This window comes from Flavobacterium hauense, from assembly GCF_054457175.1.
Genome location: NZ_JBTKVX010000008.1, coordinates 1 through 15,630 on the forward strand (window position 1 = coordinate 1; position 15,630 = coordinate 15,630).

16 protein-coding genes are annotated in these 15,630 nt (G+C 40.4%); 8 read left to right on the forward strand and 8 right to left on the reverse strand.

Annotation, left to right across the window (positions count from 1 at the left end; all coding sequences use genetic code 11):
* Positions 1-789 precede the first annotated feature (789 nt).
* The 6 genes from ACX0HA_RS07035 (at position 790) to ACX0HA_RS07060 (ending at position 5,692) form a co-directional block, all read left to right on the forward strand.
* A complete protein-coding gene (locus tag ACX0HA_RS07035) occupies positions 790-1,362 on the forward strand; it encodes a peptidoglycan recognition protein family protein (protein ID WP_458844566.1) in 573 nt (190 codons plus the stop codon).
* Between the two features lie 575 nt (positions 1,363-1,937).
* Positions 1,938-3,884: a threonine--tRNA ligase gene (gene thrS / locus ACX0HA_RS07040; RefSeq protein ID WP_458844567.1), complete on the forward strand. Its 1,947-nt coding sequence runs from the start codon at positions 1,938-1,940 to the stop codon at positions 3,882-3,884.
* A gap of 29 nt (positions 3,885-3,913) precedes the next feature.
* Positions 3,914-4,465, forward strand: coding sequence for a translation initiation factor IF-3 (gene infC, locus ACX0HA_RS07045; protein WP_458844734.1), 552 nt, complete (start codon positions 3,914-3,916; stop codon positions 4,463-4,465).
* A gap of 123 nt (positions 4,466-4,588) precedes the next feature.
* Positions 4,589-4,786 carry a 50S ribosomal protein L35 gene (gene rpmI, locus ACX0HA_RS07050; RefSeq protein WP_114757754.1) on the forward strand — a complete coding sequence of 66 codons (198 nt, stop codon included), beginning with the start codon at positions 4,589-4,591 and terminating at the stop codon, positions 4,784-4,786.
* 96 nt (positions 4,787-4,882) lie between these two features.
* The gene (gene rplT / locus ACX0HA_RS07055) at positions 4,883-5,227 is read left to right on the forward strand and encodes a 50S ribosomal protein L20 (protein WP_458844568.1); all 345 of its coding nucleotides are present in this window, start codon (positions 4,883-4,885) and stop codon (positions 5,225-5,227) included.
* A 105-nt stretch (positions 5,228-5,332) separates the two neighbouring features.
* Positions 5,333-5,692 (forward strand): hypothetical protein, encoded by a 360-nt coding sequence (locus ACX0HA_RS07060; RefSeq protein ID WP_458844569.1) that lies wholly within the window; start codon positions 5,333-5,335, stop codon positions 5,690-5,692.
* A 24-nt stretch (positions 5,693-5,716) separates the two neighbouring features.
* Here ACX0HA_RS07060 and ACX0HA_RS07065 read toward each other — a convergent pair whose 3' ends face one another.
* The 3 genes from ACX0HA_RS07065 to ACX0HA_RS07075 all read right to left on the reverse strand — a co-directional run bounded on the left by ACX0HA_RS07065 (position 5,717) and on the right by ACX0HA_RS07075 (position 8,391).
* Complete coding sequence (locus ACX0HA_RS07065) at positions 5,717-6,214, reverse strand: TlpA family protein disulfide reductase (RefSeq protein WP_458844570.1); 498 nt, start codon at positions 6,212-6,214, stop codon at positions 5,717-5,719.
* Positions 6,215-6,236: 22 nt separating this feature from the next.
* A complete protein-coding gene (locus ACX0HA_RS07070) occupies positions 6,237-7,034 on the reverse strand; it encodes a hypothetical protein (protein ID WP_458844571.1) in 798 nt (265 codons plus the stop codon).
* Between the two features lie 94 nt (positions 7,035-7,128).
* The gene (locus ACX0HA_RS07075; RefSeq protein WP_458844572.1) at positions 7,129-8,391 is read right to left on the reverse strand and encodes an asparagine synthetase B; all 1,263 of its coding nucleotides are present in this window, start codon (positions 8,389-8,391) and stop codon (positions 7,129-7,131) included.
* Between the two features lie 189 nt (positions 8,392-8,580).
* On the opposite strand from ACX0HA_RS07075, the gene ACX0HA_RS07080 reads away from it, so the two are divergent.
* Positions 8,581-8,757 carry a histone H1 gene (locus tag ACX0HA_RS07080; RefSeq protein ID WP_458844573.1) on the forward strand — a complete coding sequence of 59 codons (177 nt, stop codon included), beginning with the start codon at positions 8,581-8,583 and terminating at the stop codon, positions 8,755-8,757.
* A 247-nt stretch (positions 8,758-9,004) separates the two neighbouring features.
* On the opposite strand, the gene dnaB is transcribed toward ACX0HA_RS07080, so the two are convergent.
* From dnaB to tgt, 5 genes are all read right to left on the reverse strand, one after another.
* Positions 9,005-10,546: a replicative DNA helicase gene (gene dnaB / locus ACX0HA_RS07085; RefSeq protein WP_458844574.1), complete on the reverse strand. Its 1,542-nt coding sequence runs from the start codon at positions 10,544-10,546 to the stop codon at positions 9,005-9,007.
* A gap of 163 nt (positions 10,547-10,709) precedes the next feature.
* The gene (locus tag ACX0HA_RS07090) at positions 10,710-11,663 is read right to left on the reverse strand and encodes an acetyl-CoA carboxylase carboxyltransferase subunit alpha (protein WP_458844575.1); all 954 of its coding nucleotides are present in this window, start codon (positions 11,661-11,663) and stop codon (positions 10,710-10,712) included.
* Between the two features lie 76 nt (positions 11,664-11,739).
* Complete coding sequence (locus ACX0HA_RS07095; RefSeq protein ID WP_458844576.1) at positions 11,740-12,624, reverse strand: DMT family transporter; 885 nt, start codon at positions 12,622-12,624, stop codon at positions 11,740-11,742.
* Entirely contained in the window at positions 12,611-13,687 is a 1,077-nt protein-coding gene (locus tag ACX0HA_RS07100) for an LptF/LptG family permease (protein ID WP_458844577.1), read from the reverse strand. The genes ACX0HA_RS07095 and ACX0HA_RS07100 overlap by 14 nt, the downstream gene beginning before the upstream one ends.
* 26 nt (positions 13,688-13,713) lie before the next feature.
* Entirely contained in the window at positions 13,714-14,844 is a 1,131-nt protein-coding gene (tgt, locus tag ACX0HA_RS07105) for a tRNA guanosine(34) transglycosylase Tgt (RefSeq protein ID WP_458844578.1), read from the reverse strand.
* 433 nt (positions 14,845-15,277) lie between these two features.
* Between tgt and ACX0HA_RS07110 the strand changes: the two genes are divergently transcribed.
* Positions 15,278-15,619 (forward strand): hypothetical protein, encoded by a 342-nt coding sequence (locus ACX0HA_RS07110; protein WP_458844579.1) that lies wholly within the window; start codon positions 15,278-15,280, stop codon positions 15,617-15,619.
* Positions 15,620-15,630 lie beyond the last annotated feature (11 nt).

A 15,630-nucleotide genomic window follows, 5' to 3' on the forward strand; every position in this document is an offset into this window, starting at 1 on the left:
TCAAAGCGGCTGCAAAACTACAACTTCTTTTTAATCCCGCAAGCTTTTTCAAAAAAAAATTTTTCTTTTTTTAAAGCTTACCTTTTTAAGTCTTCCAGTCTTTTATGAACTCCCCATCCTTGCGGTTTGGGAGGGCAAAGATAAATCCTTTTTCCCTTTAATTCCAAAAGTTTTCTAAACTTTTTTTTCGGTTATTTTCACTCCTTAGTATAAAGATGAAAATGCGGTCAGTATCTCAAAGTACGTTGCTGCGTTAAGCGGGTGCAAAGGTAAGATTGTTTTTCTTAATTCCTAATATTATTTCAGCTTTTTTTATTTCCTTCTTTCAAAGGAATCCCTTTATTCATAAGGGTTAGCCGGTATCAGGATGTCAGTGAACTTCTTCGTTATTGCGAGTGCAAAAGTAGACCCTTTTTCCGCTTTCGCAAACTTTAAGCAACCTTTTTTTTACTTTATTTTAACCTTTAAACATAACTGACTGTTATATTGATATTTGGAATCGAAAGTTTTTGAAGGGTTTTTTAAAATCATTCCTGAAAGCCGTCCAAAAAAGACTCAAAGTTACCCACAACTCCATTAACTCTCCACTACCCTACATCAAAAACACACTATACATATATATGTATACAACAACATATTCTCGACTCATATCCCTAACAACCTATAAACCAACACATAATCACGTAAAAACACCTGTAAATAAATGAAGCCCTATACTTAATTTTACTCTACAATTCATTCAAAACAAACTCAACCATCCAATTATCAACTACTTAACACCTTACTCACATGAAAACCACAGGCAAATTCATCCTTATGGATCGCGACGAATTCGCAACCTGGCTCACGACCCAAAAGATTGGCCGTAAAATAGTACTGGTACAGCAACACCATACTTATATACCCGGATACACCCATTTTACAGGCGACAATCATTTTAAGATGTGCCAAAGCATGGAGAACTCACATAAAGAAAGAGGATTTTCGGAGATCGGGCAGAACTTCACCACATTTCCCGACGGGAAGATCATGGTGTGCCGCAGCCTGAACGCTACTCCTGCCGGCATAAAAGGTGCGAATGCCAACGGTATCTGCATTGAACACGTAGGTTATTTTGATACCGGCAAAGACAAGATGACCGACGAACACCGCGAAACTATCCTTTTCCTGACCAGGATGCTGCTTCAGAAATTCAACCTTAAGCCTAGCGACAAGTCTATCGTATACCATCATTGGTACGACCTGAACAGCGGACTACGTGTTGACGAAGGCAAAGGCTCTACCAAAAGCTGCCCCGGTACGGCGTTCTTTGGCGGGAATACAGTAAAGGCGTTTAATACAAACTTCCTTCCGCTTATATAATAGTAAGAGCTATTCCGCGAAGATGCACAAAGGCGGCGCAAAGATTCGCAGAGTTTTATTTGATCAGTACGTTATGAGAACACACTTTCTTGTGCCTACAAGCACATTGCCGTGTATACATATATATGTATGGAATAAAATGTAACTTTTGACACACATCTATATATAAGTGTATGATAAGCAATGACTCCTTTAGGCAAAATGGGCTTTCTTTCCTGACACTTCTGCGATTATCTTCGATCATCCGCCAAATCCGTGGTCATCCGCGTTCAAACAATTCCGCATTGAGTGAGATTTTTTCACTTCGCTGCAGTACGGTCGACTCGAGGTCATTGACCACTGGCGAAGCAAATGACAGGACATGAAGAATACTTCCCAACCCCTAGTCCCGATTAAAGCGACATCCTGCCGACCAACGGAAGGCAGATATAGCGGAAAGCGGGAAAAAGCTCCCAACAAAAACTACCTTTATTAATTCCTTATAAAATAATGTAAAACAATTCGTAATGCCTACATATATATATTGTATGTGTAAAGGCATTACGTTATATTTGCGCTTTATAAATTTTTTCTAAATGATAAATATTACATTACCGGACGGGTCGGTCAAGCAATTTGACGCCGGGGTAACTCCTATGGACGTTGCCATGAGCATTAGTGAGGGATTAGCAAGGAACGTTATATCGGCTTCCTTCAATGGTACAACTATTGAGACCAAGACCCCACTGACGACGGACGGTTCGCTAATATTATACACCTGGAATGACAAGGACGGTAAAAAAGCGTTCTGGCACTCTACATCGCACGTTATGGCACAGGCCCTTCAGGAACTGTACCCGGGTATCAAGCTTACTATCGGTCCTGCGATCGATAACGGTTTTTACTATGACGTAGACTTTGGCGATAATACTGTTACCGATAAGGATTTTAAAGCCATCGAGGACAAAGTATTGGAGATCGCAAGGGAGAAGCATGAGTTCACTATGCGTTCGGCTACTAAGGCTGAGGCGCTTGCATTCTACAAAAACGAGAACAACCCGTACAAAACGGAACTTATAGAAAACCTTGAAGACGGTACAATCACGTTCTGCGACCACGCAACGTTTACTGACCTTTGCCGTGGCGGACACATTCCGAACACAGGCATTATCAAGGCATTCAAGATCATGAGCGTTGCCGGTGCATACTGGCGCGGTGATGAGAAGAACAAACAGCTTACACGTGTGTATGGTATCTCTTTCCCGAAACAGAAAGACCTTACCGAGTACCTTGAGCTTCTTGAAGAGGCTAAAAGACGTGACCACCGTAAGCTTGGTAAAGAACTTGACCTTTTCACTTTCTCACAGAAAGTAGGCCAGGGTCTGCCGTTATGGCTGCCAAAAGGTGCTGCACTTCGTGACCGCCTTGAGCAGTTCCTTAAAAAAGCACAGAAGAAAGCCGGATATGAGCAGGTGGTAACGCCGCACATCGGGTCTAAAGAATTATATGTAACATCTGGCCACTACGCTAAGTATGGCGCTGACAGCTTCCAGCCTATCCACACGCCTAACGAAGGTGAAGAGTTTATGCTGAAGCCAATGAACTGCCCGCACCACTGTGAGATATTCAACGCGAAGCCTTGGTCGTACAAAGACCTTCCGAAGCGTTATGCTGAGTTTGGTACTGTATACCGTTATGAGCAGAGTGGTGAGCTTCACGGACTGACACGCGTTCGCGGATTTACTCAGGATGATGCACACATCTTCTGTACGCCTGACCAGCTTGATGCTGAGTTCAAAAATGTAATCGACCTTGTACTTTATGTATTCGGTTCACTTGGTTTTGAAGACTTTACTGCTCAGATATCACTACGTGACCAGGAGAACAGGGAGAAATATATTGGTTCTGATGAGAACTGGGAGAAAGCTGAAAATGCTATCATCAATGCAGCAAAAGACAAAGGTCTTAACACTGTAGTTGAATATGGCGAAGCAGCATTCTACGGCCCTAAACTTGACTTCATGGTAAAAGACGCTCTTGGCCGCCAATGGCAGCTGGGTACAATTCAGGTAGACTACAACCTTCCTGAGCGTTTTGACCTGACATACAAGGGTTCAGACAATGAACTTCACCGCCCTGTGATGATTCACCGTGCACCGTTTGGTTCAATGGAGCGTTTCATAGCAATTTTGCTTGAAAATACAGCCGGAAACTTCCCGCTTTGGCTTATGCCAGAACAGGCTATCATATTGTCTTTGAGCGAGAAATATGAAAATTATGCTAAAAAAGTTTTAGAATTGCTGGAAAATCACGAAATTCGCGCCCTAATTGATAACCGAAACGAAACAATAGGCAAGAAAATACGCGATGCTGAAGTTCAGAAAATGCCGTATATGCTTATCGTTGGTGAGGAAGAAGAGAAAAACGGAACGATTTCTGTACGTCGCCACGGTGACTCAGGTAAGTCGAACCAGTCGATGACAATTGAAGAATTCGCTGCTGCAGTACAGCAGGAAATAGATAAAACATTAAAAACATTCTAAGTTTAACTTAAATATTTAAAGCCATAGCAATAAGAAACAACAGAGGTTACCAGCCTCGAGTAGAAAAAAAAGATGCGCATAGAACAAATGCTGCAATCCGTGTCCCTGAAGTAAGGCTTGTTGGGGACAATGTAGAGCCTGGACTTTACAAAACTTCTGTAGCACTACAAATGGCAGAAGAGCAGGAAGTGGATTTGGTGGAAATTTCGCCAAACGCCGAGCCGCCCGTATGCAAGATCATGGATTACAAAAAGTTTCTTTACGAACAAAAGAAACGCGATAAGATGCTTAAGGCAAAGTCTACGCAGATTACCGTAAAAGAAATACGTTTCGGGCCTCAGACGGATGAGCACGATTACGACTTTAAAAAGAAGAATGCAGAGAAGTTCCTTAAAGAAGGTTCTAAACTAAAAGCGTTCGTATTCTTTAAAGGACGTTCGATCATTTATAAAGAACAGGGGCAAATCCTTTTATTAAAGCTTGCTACCGATCTTGAAGAATGGGGAAAAGTAGAGGCTATGCCTGTGCTTGAAGGAAAGAGAATGATCATGTTCATCGCTCCTAAGAAGAAAAAAGTTTAAAACAGTCGAAAGTCTAATGTCATAAAGCCGCAAAGTCCTCGAGGGGGCGTTACGATTTTACGACTTTAGACTTTATGACTAAGACAATAAAGTAAGTAAGAGTAAATCAAATACAGGAACAAAATGCCTAAAATGAAAACTAAATCCTCTGCTAAGAAACGTTTCAAAGTTACTGGCTCAGGTAAAATCAAAAGAAAGCACGCTTTTAAGAGTCACATCCTGACTAAAAAATCTAAGAAGCGTAAGCTAGCACTTACTCACTCTGCACTTGTTCACAAGACAGACGAGAGAAGCGTAAAACAGCAGTTAAGATTAATCTAATCGCTGTTTCGGTTAAAACAATTAAATAACCCTGGAGCATGGCCACTAAGTTCCTTACACATTGTATAGGGCGCCTGCTACAAAAACATCAAAATTATGCCAAGATCAGTAAATTCAGTAGCATCAAGAGCTCGTAGAAAAAGAGTATTGAAGCAAGCCAAAGGTTTCTTTGGAAGACGTAAAAACGTTTGGACAGTAGCCAAAAATGCGGTAGAAAAAGCAATGGTTTATGCTTACCGTGACAGAAAACAAAAGAAAAGAAACTTCCGTGCTCTATGGATCATGCGTATCAACGCTGGTGCACGTCTTCACGGAATGAGCTATTCTCAATTCATGGGTCAGGTGAAAGCTAAAAATATCGAATTGAACCGTAAAGTTCTTGCAGATCTAGCTGCTAACCACCCTGAAGCGTTTACAGCTATCGTAAACCAGGTTAAATAAATCGTCTATAAACAATATATTTATTCTTACTTACATAAAGACCCGCTCAGCAATGAAGCGGGTTTTTTATTTATATTAGATGTAGCAATTCTAAATCTTTCAATCATGAACACAGACCGCTACACTAAAATTATCCTTACCGTCATCGCTTTCTGCCTTGTGGTAAATACCCTCGATAAACTTGATATCATTCCTAAGGCATACGCTAATGTCCCAGCACCCGCTCCTGCCCTGCCTGTTACCACATCCAATTACGGTCTTGTTCCGCTTAACGCTGATGGCAGCATCAATGTAAAGACAATTTCTCCGATGGATGTAAACATTACCGGCATTCGCACCAGCGACGATCTAAAAGTAAATGTGTCTGGCATCAATACCAGCAGCAGCCTTAATGTAAATGTAAACCTTGATAAGATAGCAGGTTCATCTGCTTATGGCGGATTACCGGTTAAGGTGATAAAATAAGTAACGGCTCAATTGAGCCGTTACTTATTTTAAAGCTTTTTTTATAGCCTTCCGTAAAGATTTTATTCCACCTTTTCGGTAACCGTAATCAAATTTTATAAGGTTACCTTCTCTATCATATAGTATAGTAGTAGGGTAATATTGTACATTAAATAGTTTAGGAATATTATTGCCGGTTTGATAAGATGATGGGTAATTCATTTTTTTGTATTTGATATAATCTACTACATCTTGCTGAATATCCTTATTGTTAATTGCTATAATAATGAGGTCATCTTTAAATTCATCCTGCAATTTTATTATATCAGGTATTGCTTCCAGACACGGAGCGCAGCCTCTATACCAAAAGTCGAGTAAAACAACCTTGCCCTTAAATTGGTTTAGATTAGCCGTTGTGCCATTATGAAGTTTAATTTCTAAATCAGGCAGCGTTTTCTGAGTATCGGAAGATTGTGCATTTGCGTTAAACATGCCGATAAACAAAAAAATGATTACTACTATATAATTGGTTTTTACTTTCATACTATAGAATTTAGAAATTTACTTATCGAACCTTACTTTTTTGCTGAAACATTTTATATCTTTCTTCAGCATTAATAGTTTCATTTTTGGCTACGGTAAACTCTTCTAAAGGAATATTCGGATTAATAGCTAAATAATTAACTTCATAATAGTTGTATTGCTCCATGTTTTCCCATCTTAAAAAATCAGAATGCGCTATGGGCAGTAAATCAGATTTTCTGATATAGTGTTTTTCTACATTATCTCTTACGTCATCATGATCTTTAAACTTTATAGTAAGCACATAAACGGGAATATTTTTAAAAATCTCTTCATCTACCTTAATCATTCCTGCAGAAGACTCATATCTCCCAAAAGGCTTTTTATGAAATAAATACTCTCGCAGCAAAACTTTACTATAATTATCTACTATCCCTTCAGCAATCTTTTTTTTACTTTCTATATCAGGTTGAATATCCATACTAAGAGAATCTACTGAGTAATTTACCCAAAAAGCTCTTTTCCCATCATATCGCCTATGCCCATAAGTATGCCCTTTTGAGTCATAAAATTCTAAATCAACAATATTATAGGCTTTCATATTATCCTTCGGAGCGATGTATAAAGAACATATTGCAGTGGTATGAAGAGTATCTCTTAATGATAATGCCTTATTGTTATGATCAATTTTATAAACCACCGTTTTAATACTACCCAGTGACTCATCTATCTTCAGTAATAAATCACGCACTTCATTTTCCGAAAATTGTGCTTTACAATTAAATGATCCCAATAAAAAAACAACAATAAGTAAGAAATACAAAAGGTATTTTCGCTCCATATACTATAAATAAGAAAAGCCTAATATAATAATTATACCAGACTTTTCTTATTTTTTATTTGAACAAACATCCTACTTCGGATATCACACAAAACTATGTTTTAAGTTTCTTTTTCCTTGCCGCCGGGAACAACACGTTGTTCAGGATAAGTCGGTAGCCCGGTGAGTTAGGGTGCAGGTCAAGGACCGTAGGCGCATCGCCTACCCTGTGCTGGTAATCTTCGGGGTCGTGGCCACCATAATACGTGAACATACCCTTACCTTTAGTACCGTGTATGTAACGCGCTTCACCAGTTTGTTTGTTCTCACCCATAACCAGTACGCTTGATTTTACTTTATCAGCCTTGAAAGCAGTTGTCTGCCCCATGAAGCCTTTCACAAGCTGTGTATGGTTTTGGCATAACATAGACGGAATCGGGTCCCACTTTGCCGAATAATCCATCAGTGTAAAGTAATCGCTATCCATTAGTACAGTACGCCCGTTTGTGGTATCAATATCCGAGAATTCATATACCTGCGGATTACGCTCCAGTATAAAATCCTTAAAGGCAAACGAATTATTATAATCGATCTTAGATTGGTAATTCGGTTCGCTTGCATCGCCGTCAAACATCGTCTCACAAATATCAACACCTTCGGCAGATAGTGCAATATCAAAACTGTCGGTAGCCGAACACATGGCAAACATGAATCCGCCACCAATCACAAAGTTCCTGATCTTTTGGGCAACGGCCAGTTTTTCCTGCGATACTTTATTGTAACCTAGTTTGGCAGCCAATGCTTCGGCTTCTTTCTTTTGTTCTATATACCAGGGTGCATTGCGGTAGGCTCCGAAGAATTTGCCATATTGTCCTGAAAAATCTTCGTGGTGCAGGTGCAGCCAATCATATAATAATAGTGCATCGTTAAGCACTTCTTCATCATAAATAGCAGTAAACGGAATCTCGGCATAGGTAAGCACCATTGTTACGGCATCGTCCCACGGCTGTTTTCCGGGAGGGGTGTATACTGCAATCTTTGGCGCTTTTTCAAGCACAACATTCTCCATATTCTGCGACGGACTGCTGATATCATCCAAGATGCCATTCGCCTCACCATCACTCAGTACTTCAAAGGTTACACCACGTATCTGGCATTCCCGACGAACCTGCTCTGCATCGGGCAAAAGGAATGATCCTCCCCTGTAATTCAGGAGCCAGTTAACCTTATAGCTTTTATCAAGTGCCCAATAGGTAATTCCGTAAGCCTTTAAATGGTTTTGCTGTGATGTTTCATCCATAGGGAGCAGGATCATTGAGGCTTTCGCCGAAAAACCAATAACCAGCAACAGGACGATATATAACTTTTTGAATGGCATTTTCATTGTTTTAGTAAATCCAAAGATACTAAACTAACGACAGATATTGAAGCCTATTATAACACTAAAGCCAAAACAAGAGCCTCAATGAAAATTTAAGAAGAAAATAACATCAAATAATTCTAAAAACCCTTGTAAATACAGCAAAAACGCTATTTTTGCAACCTAATTTAATTATAAGCAACAACCATGAAAGATCTATTCTCTCAAATCAACGCCGAGATTGAAAAATTCAAAGCTGAAGCTGAGCTTCACATCGAAAAAGGTAACAAAGCTGCTGGAACAAGAGCTCGTAAATCTGCTCTAGAGCTAAGCAAACTTCTAAAAGACTTCAGAAAAGTATCTGTAGAAGAGTCTAAAAAATAATTGAAAAAGCCGCTTTTAACGAAGCGGCTTTTTTTATACTCTTTTTTCCCTCAAAAAAAAGTGCATCCCTTCCCGGATGCACTTTTATTAGTTTGATGTTTAGTCGATGGAATAATGCCGCTTAATCTTCTACAGTGATATGTTCGGCACCGTTAACATCCATTTGTCGTATTGCTTCGCTTAGCACGAAGTCTTCATGTGTAGTTTTCCCCATATATATTCTCGGTTAGGTTGATTATCTTACTTCTTAGAACGGAACGTCATCATCGTTAGACGGTCCGCTGTTCATATTGCTTCCAAAAGCATCGTTAGCCGATGGCAGGTTCCTGATAAAATCATTGTTGCTGTTCATGCTCGATGGTAATTCGTCAAATGGTGAGCCAAAGTCATCAAGGTTGTCAAACTTACCAAGGTTTCCAATAAACTTCAGCCTGATGTTATCCAATCCACCGTTACGGTGTTTTGCCACGATAAATTCGGCTTGCCCTTGTGTTGGAGAACGCTCCTCGTCATCCCATTCATCAATTTTGTAGTATTCAGGTCGGTAAATGAACGATACGATATCCGCATCCTGCTCGATCGCACCCGACTCCCTTAGATCCGATAGCAGCGGTCGCTTGCTCGAACCCCTGGTCTCTACCGCACGCGATAACTGTGACAGTGCAATAACCGGAACGTTAAGTTCTTTTGCCAGTGCTTTCAGGGTTCTCGAGATAGTCGAGATCTCTTGCTCACGGTTACCTCCGCCTTTTCCGCTTCCTCCGGCAGTCATCAGCTGAAGGTAGTCGATGATGATCATCCTGATACCATACTGCGATGCCAGCCTTCGTGTTTTTGCCCTAAGATCAAAAATAGACAGTGATGGTGTATCATCTATGTAAAGAGGTGCCTTTTCAAGGTCTTTTACTTTAATACTTAATTGTTCCCATTCGTGTTTTTCAAGCTTACCGGTACGCAGTTTCTCTGACGAAAGGCCGGTTTCACTCGAAATCAGACGGGTAATAAGCTGCACTGAGGACATCTCGAGTGAGAATAGCGCAACCCCGTGCCCAAAGTCGATCGCAATATTTCGTGCCATCGAAAGTACAAACGCGGTCTTACCCATACCCGGACGTGCCGCGATAATGATAAGATCCGATGGCTGCCATCCAGAAGTAAGCTTGTCAAGGTCATGAAAACCTGTAGCGACACCGCTCAAACCTTCTTTTCCGGCAATCTCTTCGATACGTTTCTTAGCCTGGATAACCAAACTCTGCGCAGTTTCTGAGCTTCGCTTGATGTTACCCTGCGTAACTTCATATAATTTTGATTCGGCTTTATCAAGAAGGTCGAATACATCGGTGGTTTCGTCATACGATTCTTCGATGATCTCGCTAGATATCCTGATAAGGCTTCGCTGAATGTATTTTTGAAGGATGATCCTTGAGTGGAACTCAATGTGAGCCGACGAAGATATCTTCTGCGTAAGTTGGATAAGGTAGAAATCACCCCCTGCCAATTCCAGTTTTCCCGATTTTTTTAGCTGCGCCGATACTGTTAACAAGTCAATAGGCTGCGTATCGTTGAAAAGCTCAACAATAGCCTCATAAATATGCTTGTGCCCATCTTTATAAAAAGCATCTGGCTGGAGGATATCAATAACATCATCAACCCCCTTCTTGTCAATCATCATGGCTCCCAATACAGCCTCCTCAAGGTCGAGCGCCTGCGGTGGCAGCTTGCCTTTCTCGAGGTTGATAATGGTTGTCTTATCAACTTTTACGGGGTTTACGTTCCTGATATTTTCCATAGTACGAAAGTAATTAAAATAGCGGCTTTAGCGTTAAGCAATTGTTAAGAGGGGTTGTTGATAACCACTATATTACATGTTGATAAATAAACAAATTTTGTTGATAAGCCAAAAAAAATCCGAAGCCGTGGGGCTTCGGACTAATTAATGCTTTTATGGCCTATTATTCCTTGAATTCGCCCATTTTGCTATACTTATCCATTCTTTGAGCAACTAATTGCTCTGTTGATAAGTCTTTTAGTTCGTTGTATCCTTTAAGGATATATTTTTCTACCTCCGTGAATGCAGTTTCCCTGTCATAGTGGGCTCCGCCAAGCGGTTCAGGTATAATATCATCGATCAGGCCGTTCTTTTTCATGTCAGTTGCAGTAAGCTTAAGCGCTTCAGCAGCCTGCTCTTTGTACTCCCAGCTTCTCCAAAGGATAGAAGAACAAGATTCCGGTGAAATTACAGAGTACCATGTGTTTTCCATCATGTATACTTTATCACCCACACCTATTCCTAATGCTCCTCCCGAAGCTCCTTCACCTATTATAACGGTAATGATAGGTGTTTTAAGGCGTACCATCTCTAAAATATTTCTTGCGATAGCTTCTCCCTGCCCTCTTTCCTCAGCTTCAAGACCCGGATATGCTCCCGGAGTATCTACTAAAGTCACTACCGGAATGCCGAATTTCTCTGCCATTTTCATTAGGCGAAGTGCTTTACGGTACCCTTCAGGGTTTGCCATACCAAAGTTGCGATATTGCCTTGTTTTGGTATTGTGCCCTTTTTGCTGCCCGATGATCATAAACGACTGCCCGCCTATTTTTCCAAGGCCGCCAATCATCGCTTTGTCATCTTTAAAGCTACGGTCGCCAAACATCTCAAGGAACGTATCGCCCGAAAGCGCTTTTATATGATCCATGGTGTAAGGACGGTTAGGGTGCCTTGACAACTGAACCCTCTGCCACGCAGTAAGGTTCTTATATATTTTCTTTTTGGTCTCTTCCAGTTTTTCTTCGATCTGCTTGCATGTGTCAGATACATCCACGTCAGACTCCTGGCCTATAATTGTACACTTATCCAGTTGGTCTTCAAGTTCCTTGATAGGAAGTTCAAAATCTAAATATTCCATAGTATGGCAGATTTTTAATTTTAATACGAACTGCAAAGATAGAATTTTAAGCGGTTTAGGAAATACCCTTAGCCATTTAGTTTATCTTTTTCGCTCTGTTTTTTAGTATCCCGTTGAGTATCACGGTAGTCAGTATAATAGCGGCGCCGGCATAAAACCAAACGCTCATTTTTTCCTTATCATTAAACACCAGTACTGCAAGAATTATCCCATAGATAGGCTCCATATTTATAGTAAGCATTACTGTATACGGGCTCAGGTATTTCATTACGTGAACTGATGCAATAAAGGCATAGGCGGTGCAGAATGAACCCAGTATGAACAACCATTGCCAGTCAGACGCCGATACATTAAAAAATTCGGGGGTAAAACTGCCCGAGAACAGCAGGTATACCGAAAAAAAGAATATCCCACCCAGCAACTCATAAAACGATATGGTTACCGAGCTGTATTGTGTAGCATATTTTCCGTTGATGATTGAGAAAGAAGCCGACAGAAATGCCGATGATAATGCCAGCAAAATCCCATTAAGATAATTGCCTTCAAAGTGAAATATCATATACAATCCGCCGATGACCATCAGGCCGAACAGCACTTCGTATATCACTATTTTTCGTCCGAAGAATATAGGCTCAAGAAAAGACGTAAAAAACGCTCCTGTAGAAAGGCAGGCCAAGGTAACCGATACATTCGAGACCTTTATAGCCTGAAAGAAGGTAAACCAGTGCAGGGCAATAACCAGTCCGGCTATCAAAAAACCTATTAATGTCTTAAAGGGTATTTTAAGGGGAGCCTTAGTAATTGCTGCATAAATCAGGATTATTCCCACGGCAATACACATCCTGAACCACACCAATGGCAGGGCATCAAGTGTAATCAGCGCACCCAAAACCGCAGTAAACCCCCAAATGAATACTATAAAATGGAGGTGCAGGTAATTTTTCAGCTTAACGTCTTGCATTGCGTAACAGGTATATTGCAAGGACACCGAAAGCAACATTTGGTATCCAGACAGCTATTAACGGACTCATCGAAGATTTTTCTGCCAGGGTACCAAAAACCTTATCTACAAATATATAGACAAAGGCAAGCGATATACCCAATGCAAGGTTTACACCCATTCCTCCTCTACGCTTCATAGATGATACGGCTACCGCAATAACCGTAAGTATGAATGCTGAGATAGGAATACTATATTTTCTGTAAAGCACAACGTAGTAAGCATTGATATTGCCTGAACCGCGATCTTTCTCTTTTTCGATGAAATTGTTCAGTTCGCCAAGGCTCATGGTCTCGGCAGCATAAATGGTAGGGGTAAGATCGTCAGGCTTAAAGTTAAACTTGAATTTCTTCTCCGGCAGCGATTCCAGCTTATCACCCATAGGCCCCACTGTTCTTTTATTAAAACCTATAAGCGTATAGGTACTGTCTTTTTCGTTCCAGCGGATAGAAGATGCATTTATTTTATATACCAGCTTGTTGTCCTTAAAATTCTCAAGGTTAAAATTATATCCCGTCTTTTCGAGATAATTAAAGCTGCTTACATATATATATTCGTTGTCGCTTATCTGCTTATAAACATCGGCACTCTGCCGTGTTTCGGAGTTGTTCTTAAGATAGGTGTACCTAAAATCGTTAAAGCCCTTACTTGCTCCGGGCACAAAAAATATACCCATAATAAGTGCTATAAAACACACAATTGAAGCTCCTATGATATAAGGCCTTAAAAAGCGCATATAAGAAATACCAGACCCCAATATAGCGATGATCTCGGTATTGTTAGCTAACTTAGACGTAAACCAAATTACAGAAAGGAACAACAAGATCGGAAAAAGCAGATTGGCAAAATAGATGGTAAAATCGCCATAATAAGCCGCAACTTTAAGAAAAGGCACTTTTTTAGCCAATATCTTATTGATTTTCTCTGACACATCAATCACGATACCAATAGGTATAAACATGATGAGCATTACAAAAAATGTGGCCAGGTAGCGTTTTAAAATGTACCAGTCTATTATTTTCACTAACGTATTACTTTACAGTTATATAATTAAAGCCTTTGACTCATGTTTTTTACCATCATGTCTTTCCACTCACGGAAATCTCCTGCTAATATATGCTTTCTTGCTTCACGAACCAACCACATATAGAAGCCAAGATTGTGAATCGTAGCGATTTGTTTACCTAGGAATTCATCAGCAGCAAAAAGGTGCCTTAAATAAGCCTTGGTATATTCAGTATCAACAAAAGTGATGCCCATCTCGTCTATTGGCGAGAAATCATCAGCCCACTTCCTGTTTTTGATATTGATAGTTCCGTTTGCCGTGAAAAGCATACCGTTACGTGCATTACGCGTAGGCATAACACAGTCGAACATATCTACCCCAAGGGCTATATTTTCAAGGATATTAATAGGTGTACCAACCCCCATCAGGTAACGGGGCTTGTCTTCCGGAAGGATGCTGCATACAATATCAGTCATAGCATACATCTCTTCGGCTGGCTCGCCAACAGACAGTCCGCCAATGGCGTTACCCACAGCGCCTGCATTGGCAATATATTCGGCAGATTGCGCTCTTAGGTCAGTATAAGTACTTCCCTGAACGATTGGGAAGAACGCCTGAGTGTAATCGTATTTGAACGGAAGCTTTTCAAGGTGTGTAATACACCTGTCAAGCCAGCGGTGCGTCATGTGCATAGAACGTTTTGCATAACGGTAATCGCACGGATAAGGTGTACATTCATCAAAAGCCATGATGATATCGGCACCAATGGTACGCTGAATTTCCATTACGCTCTCCGGCGAAAAGAAATGATATGACCCATCAATGTGCGATTTGAATTTCACCCCCTCTTCCTTGATCTTACGGTTAGCCGAAAGGGAATACACCTGGTATCCTCCGCTATCGGTAAGGATAGGCTTATCCCAATTCATGAATTTGTGCAGTCCGCCTGCCTGCTCCAGTATAGGAGTTTGCGGGCGAAGGTATAAATGGTAGGTATTCCCAAGAATGATATCAGGGTTGATGTCATTCTTAAGTTCGCGCTGGTGCACCCCTTTTACGGTACCCTGCGTACCTACAGGCATAAATATCGGGGTTTCAATAACACCGTGGTCGGTGGTTATACTGCCCGCCCTTGCTTTAGACTGCGGGTCTTTGGTGATAAGGTCAAATTTCATGGCTCTCTTTTACAGCGGGCAAAGATAGGCAATTACGGTGGATTTGTTGATTTGGTTATTCGGTTATTTGAGGCTGAATGATTAGTTTGACCTGAACCTAACCTGCGTTCATCCGCCTAACCTTCATTATAGTGTTCCATTGGATTCTGATGCTTCTACTTCCCATATGAGACTCCAATCACGAACTTCCTTTCTAAAACCATAAAAACAAGTTACTCAATATGCAAATTTCAACTATGAAATTTATCTGATAATTATACAAAAGTAGTGCTTTAATTAAACAGGTTTATTTATGTTAAATTTATGATAAAGCAAATATATTATTGATTATAAAGATATTAAGTTTAAGTAAACTTTCCGGAAATCGTTCGAAGGCTGGATAAAATGTTCCGCTCAGCAGCCTCAAGCAATTATGCACTGGGAACGAATTATTATGAGAAAACATATTCTACTACTTTCTCTTTTATCGCTGTCTGCTATTACATGGTCATGCAGCAATGATGTTGGCAACGACGTAGGTAAAGACACTACTGCCGTTGTCAAAAAAACTGTCGAAATGACCAATTTTGAAAAGTCATTTGCTGTCAATGCAAAAAAATTCGAAAGAGGCGAGATCAACGGTGCCGAACACAAAAAACTTACACTTGAAAATGCTAAAAAATATCTTAAAGATAATAATGAGGCAATTAAAGCAGGTGCTACAGATTTTGAAATCATCAGTCAGGCGCTCGATCTGAATCTTGCACAAATCAAAAAACTAAATTCAAAAAACTAATCCATCTACTA

Excerpts from the sequence above, each read along its gene's own strand:
- rplT (WP_458844568.1), top strand. The coding sequence starts at position 4,883 with ATGCCAAGATCAGTAAATTCAGTAGCATCAAGAGCTCGTAGAAAAAGA.
- ACX0HA_RS07075 (WP_458844572.1), bottom strand. The coding sequence starts at position 8,391 with ATGCCATTCAAAAAGTTATATATCGTCCTGTTGCTGGTTATTGGTTTT.
- ACX0HA_RS07095 (WP_458844576.1), bottom strand. The coding sequence starts at position 12,624 with ATGCAAGACGTTAAGCTGAAAAATTACCTGCACCTCCATTTTATAGTA.
- thrS (WP_458844567.1), top strand. The coding sequence starts at position 1,938 with ATGATAAATATTACATTACCGGACGGGTCGGTCAAGCAATTTGACGCC.
- tgt (WP_458844578.1), bottom strand. The coding sequence starts at position 14,844 with ATGAAATTTGACCTTATCACCAAAGACCCGCAGTCTAAAGCAAGGGCG.
- dnaB (WP_458844574.1), bottom strand. The coding sequence starts at position 10,546 with ATGGAAAATATCAGGAACGTAAACCCCGTAAAAGTTGATAAGACAACC.
- ACX0HA_RS07090 (WP_458844575.1), bottom strand. The coding sequence starts at position 11,663 with ATGGAATATTTAGATTTTGAACTTCCTATCAAGGAACTTGAAGACCAA.
- rpmI (WP_114757754.1), top strand. The coding sequence starts at position 4,589 with ATGCCTAAAATGAAAACTAAATCCTCTGCTAAGAAACGTTTCAAAGTT.
- ACX0HA_RS07070 (WP_458844571.1), bottom strand. The coding sequence starts at position 7,034 with ATGGAGCGAAAATACCTTTTGTATTTCTTACTTATTGTTGTTTTTTTA.
- ACX0HA_RS07060 (WP_458844569.1), top strand. The coding sequence starts at position 5,333 with ATGAACACAGACCGCTACACTAAAATTATCCTTACCGTCATCGCTTTC.
- ACX0HA_RS07035 (WP_458844566.1), top strand. The coding sequence starts at position 790 with ATGAAAACCACAGGCAAATTCATCCTTATGGATCGCGACGAATTCGCA.
- ACX0HA_RS07065 (WP_458844570.1), bottom strand. The coding sequence starts at position 6,214 with ATGAAAGTAAAAACCAATTATATAGTAGTAATCATTTTTTTGTTTATC.
- ACX0HA_RS07110 (WP_458844579.1), top strand. The coding sequence starts at position 15,278 with ATGAGAAAACATATTCTACTACTTTCTCTTTTATCGCTGTCTGCTATT.
- ACX0HA_RS07080 (WP_458844573.1), top strand. The coding sequence starts at position 8,581 with ATGAAAGATCTATTCTCTCAAATCAACGCCGAGATTGAAAAATTCAAA.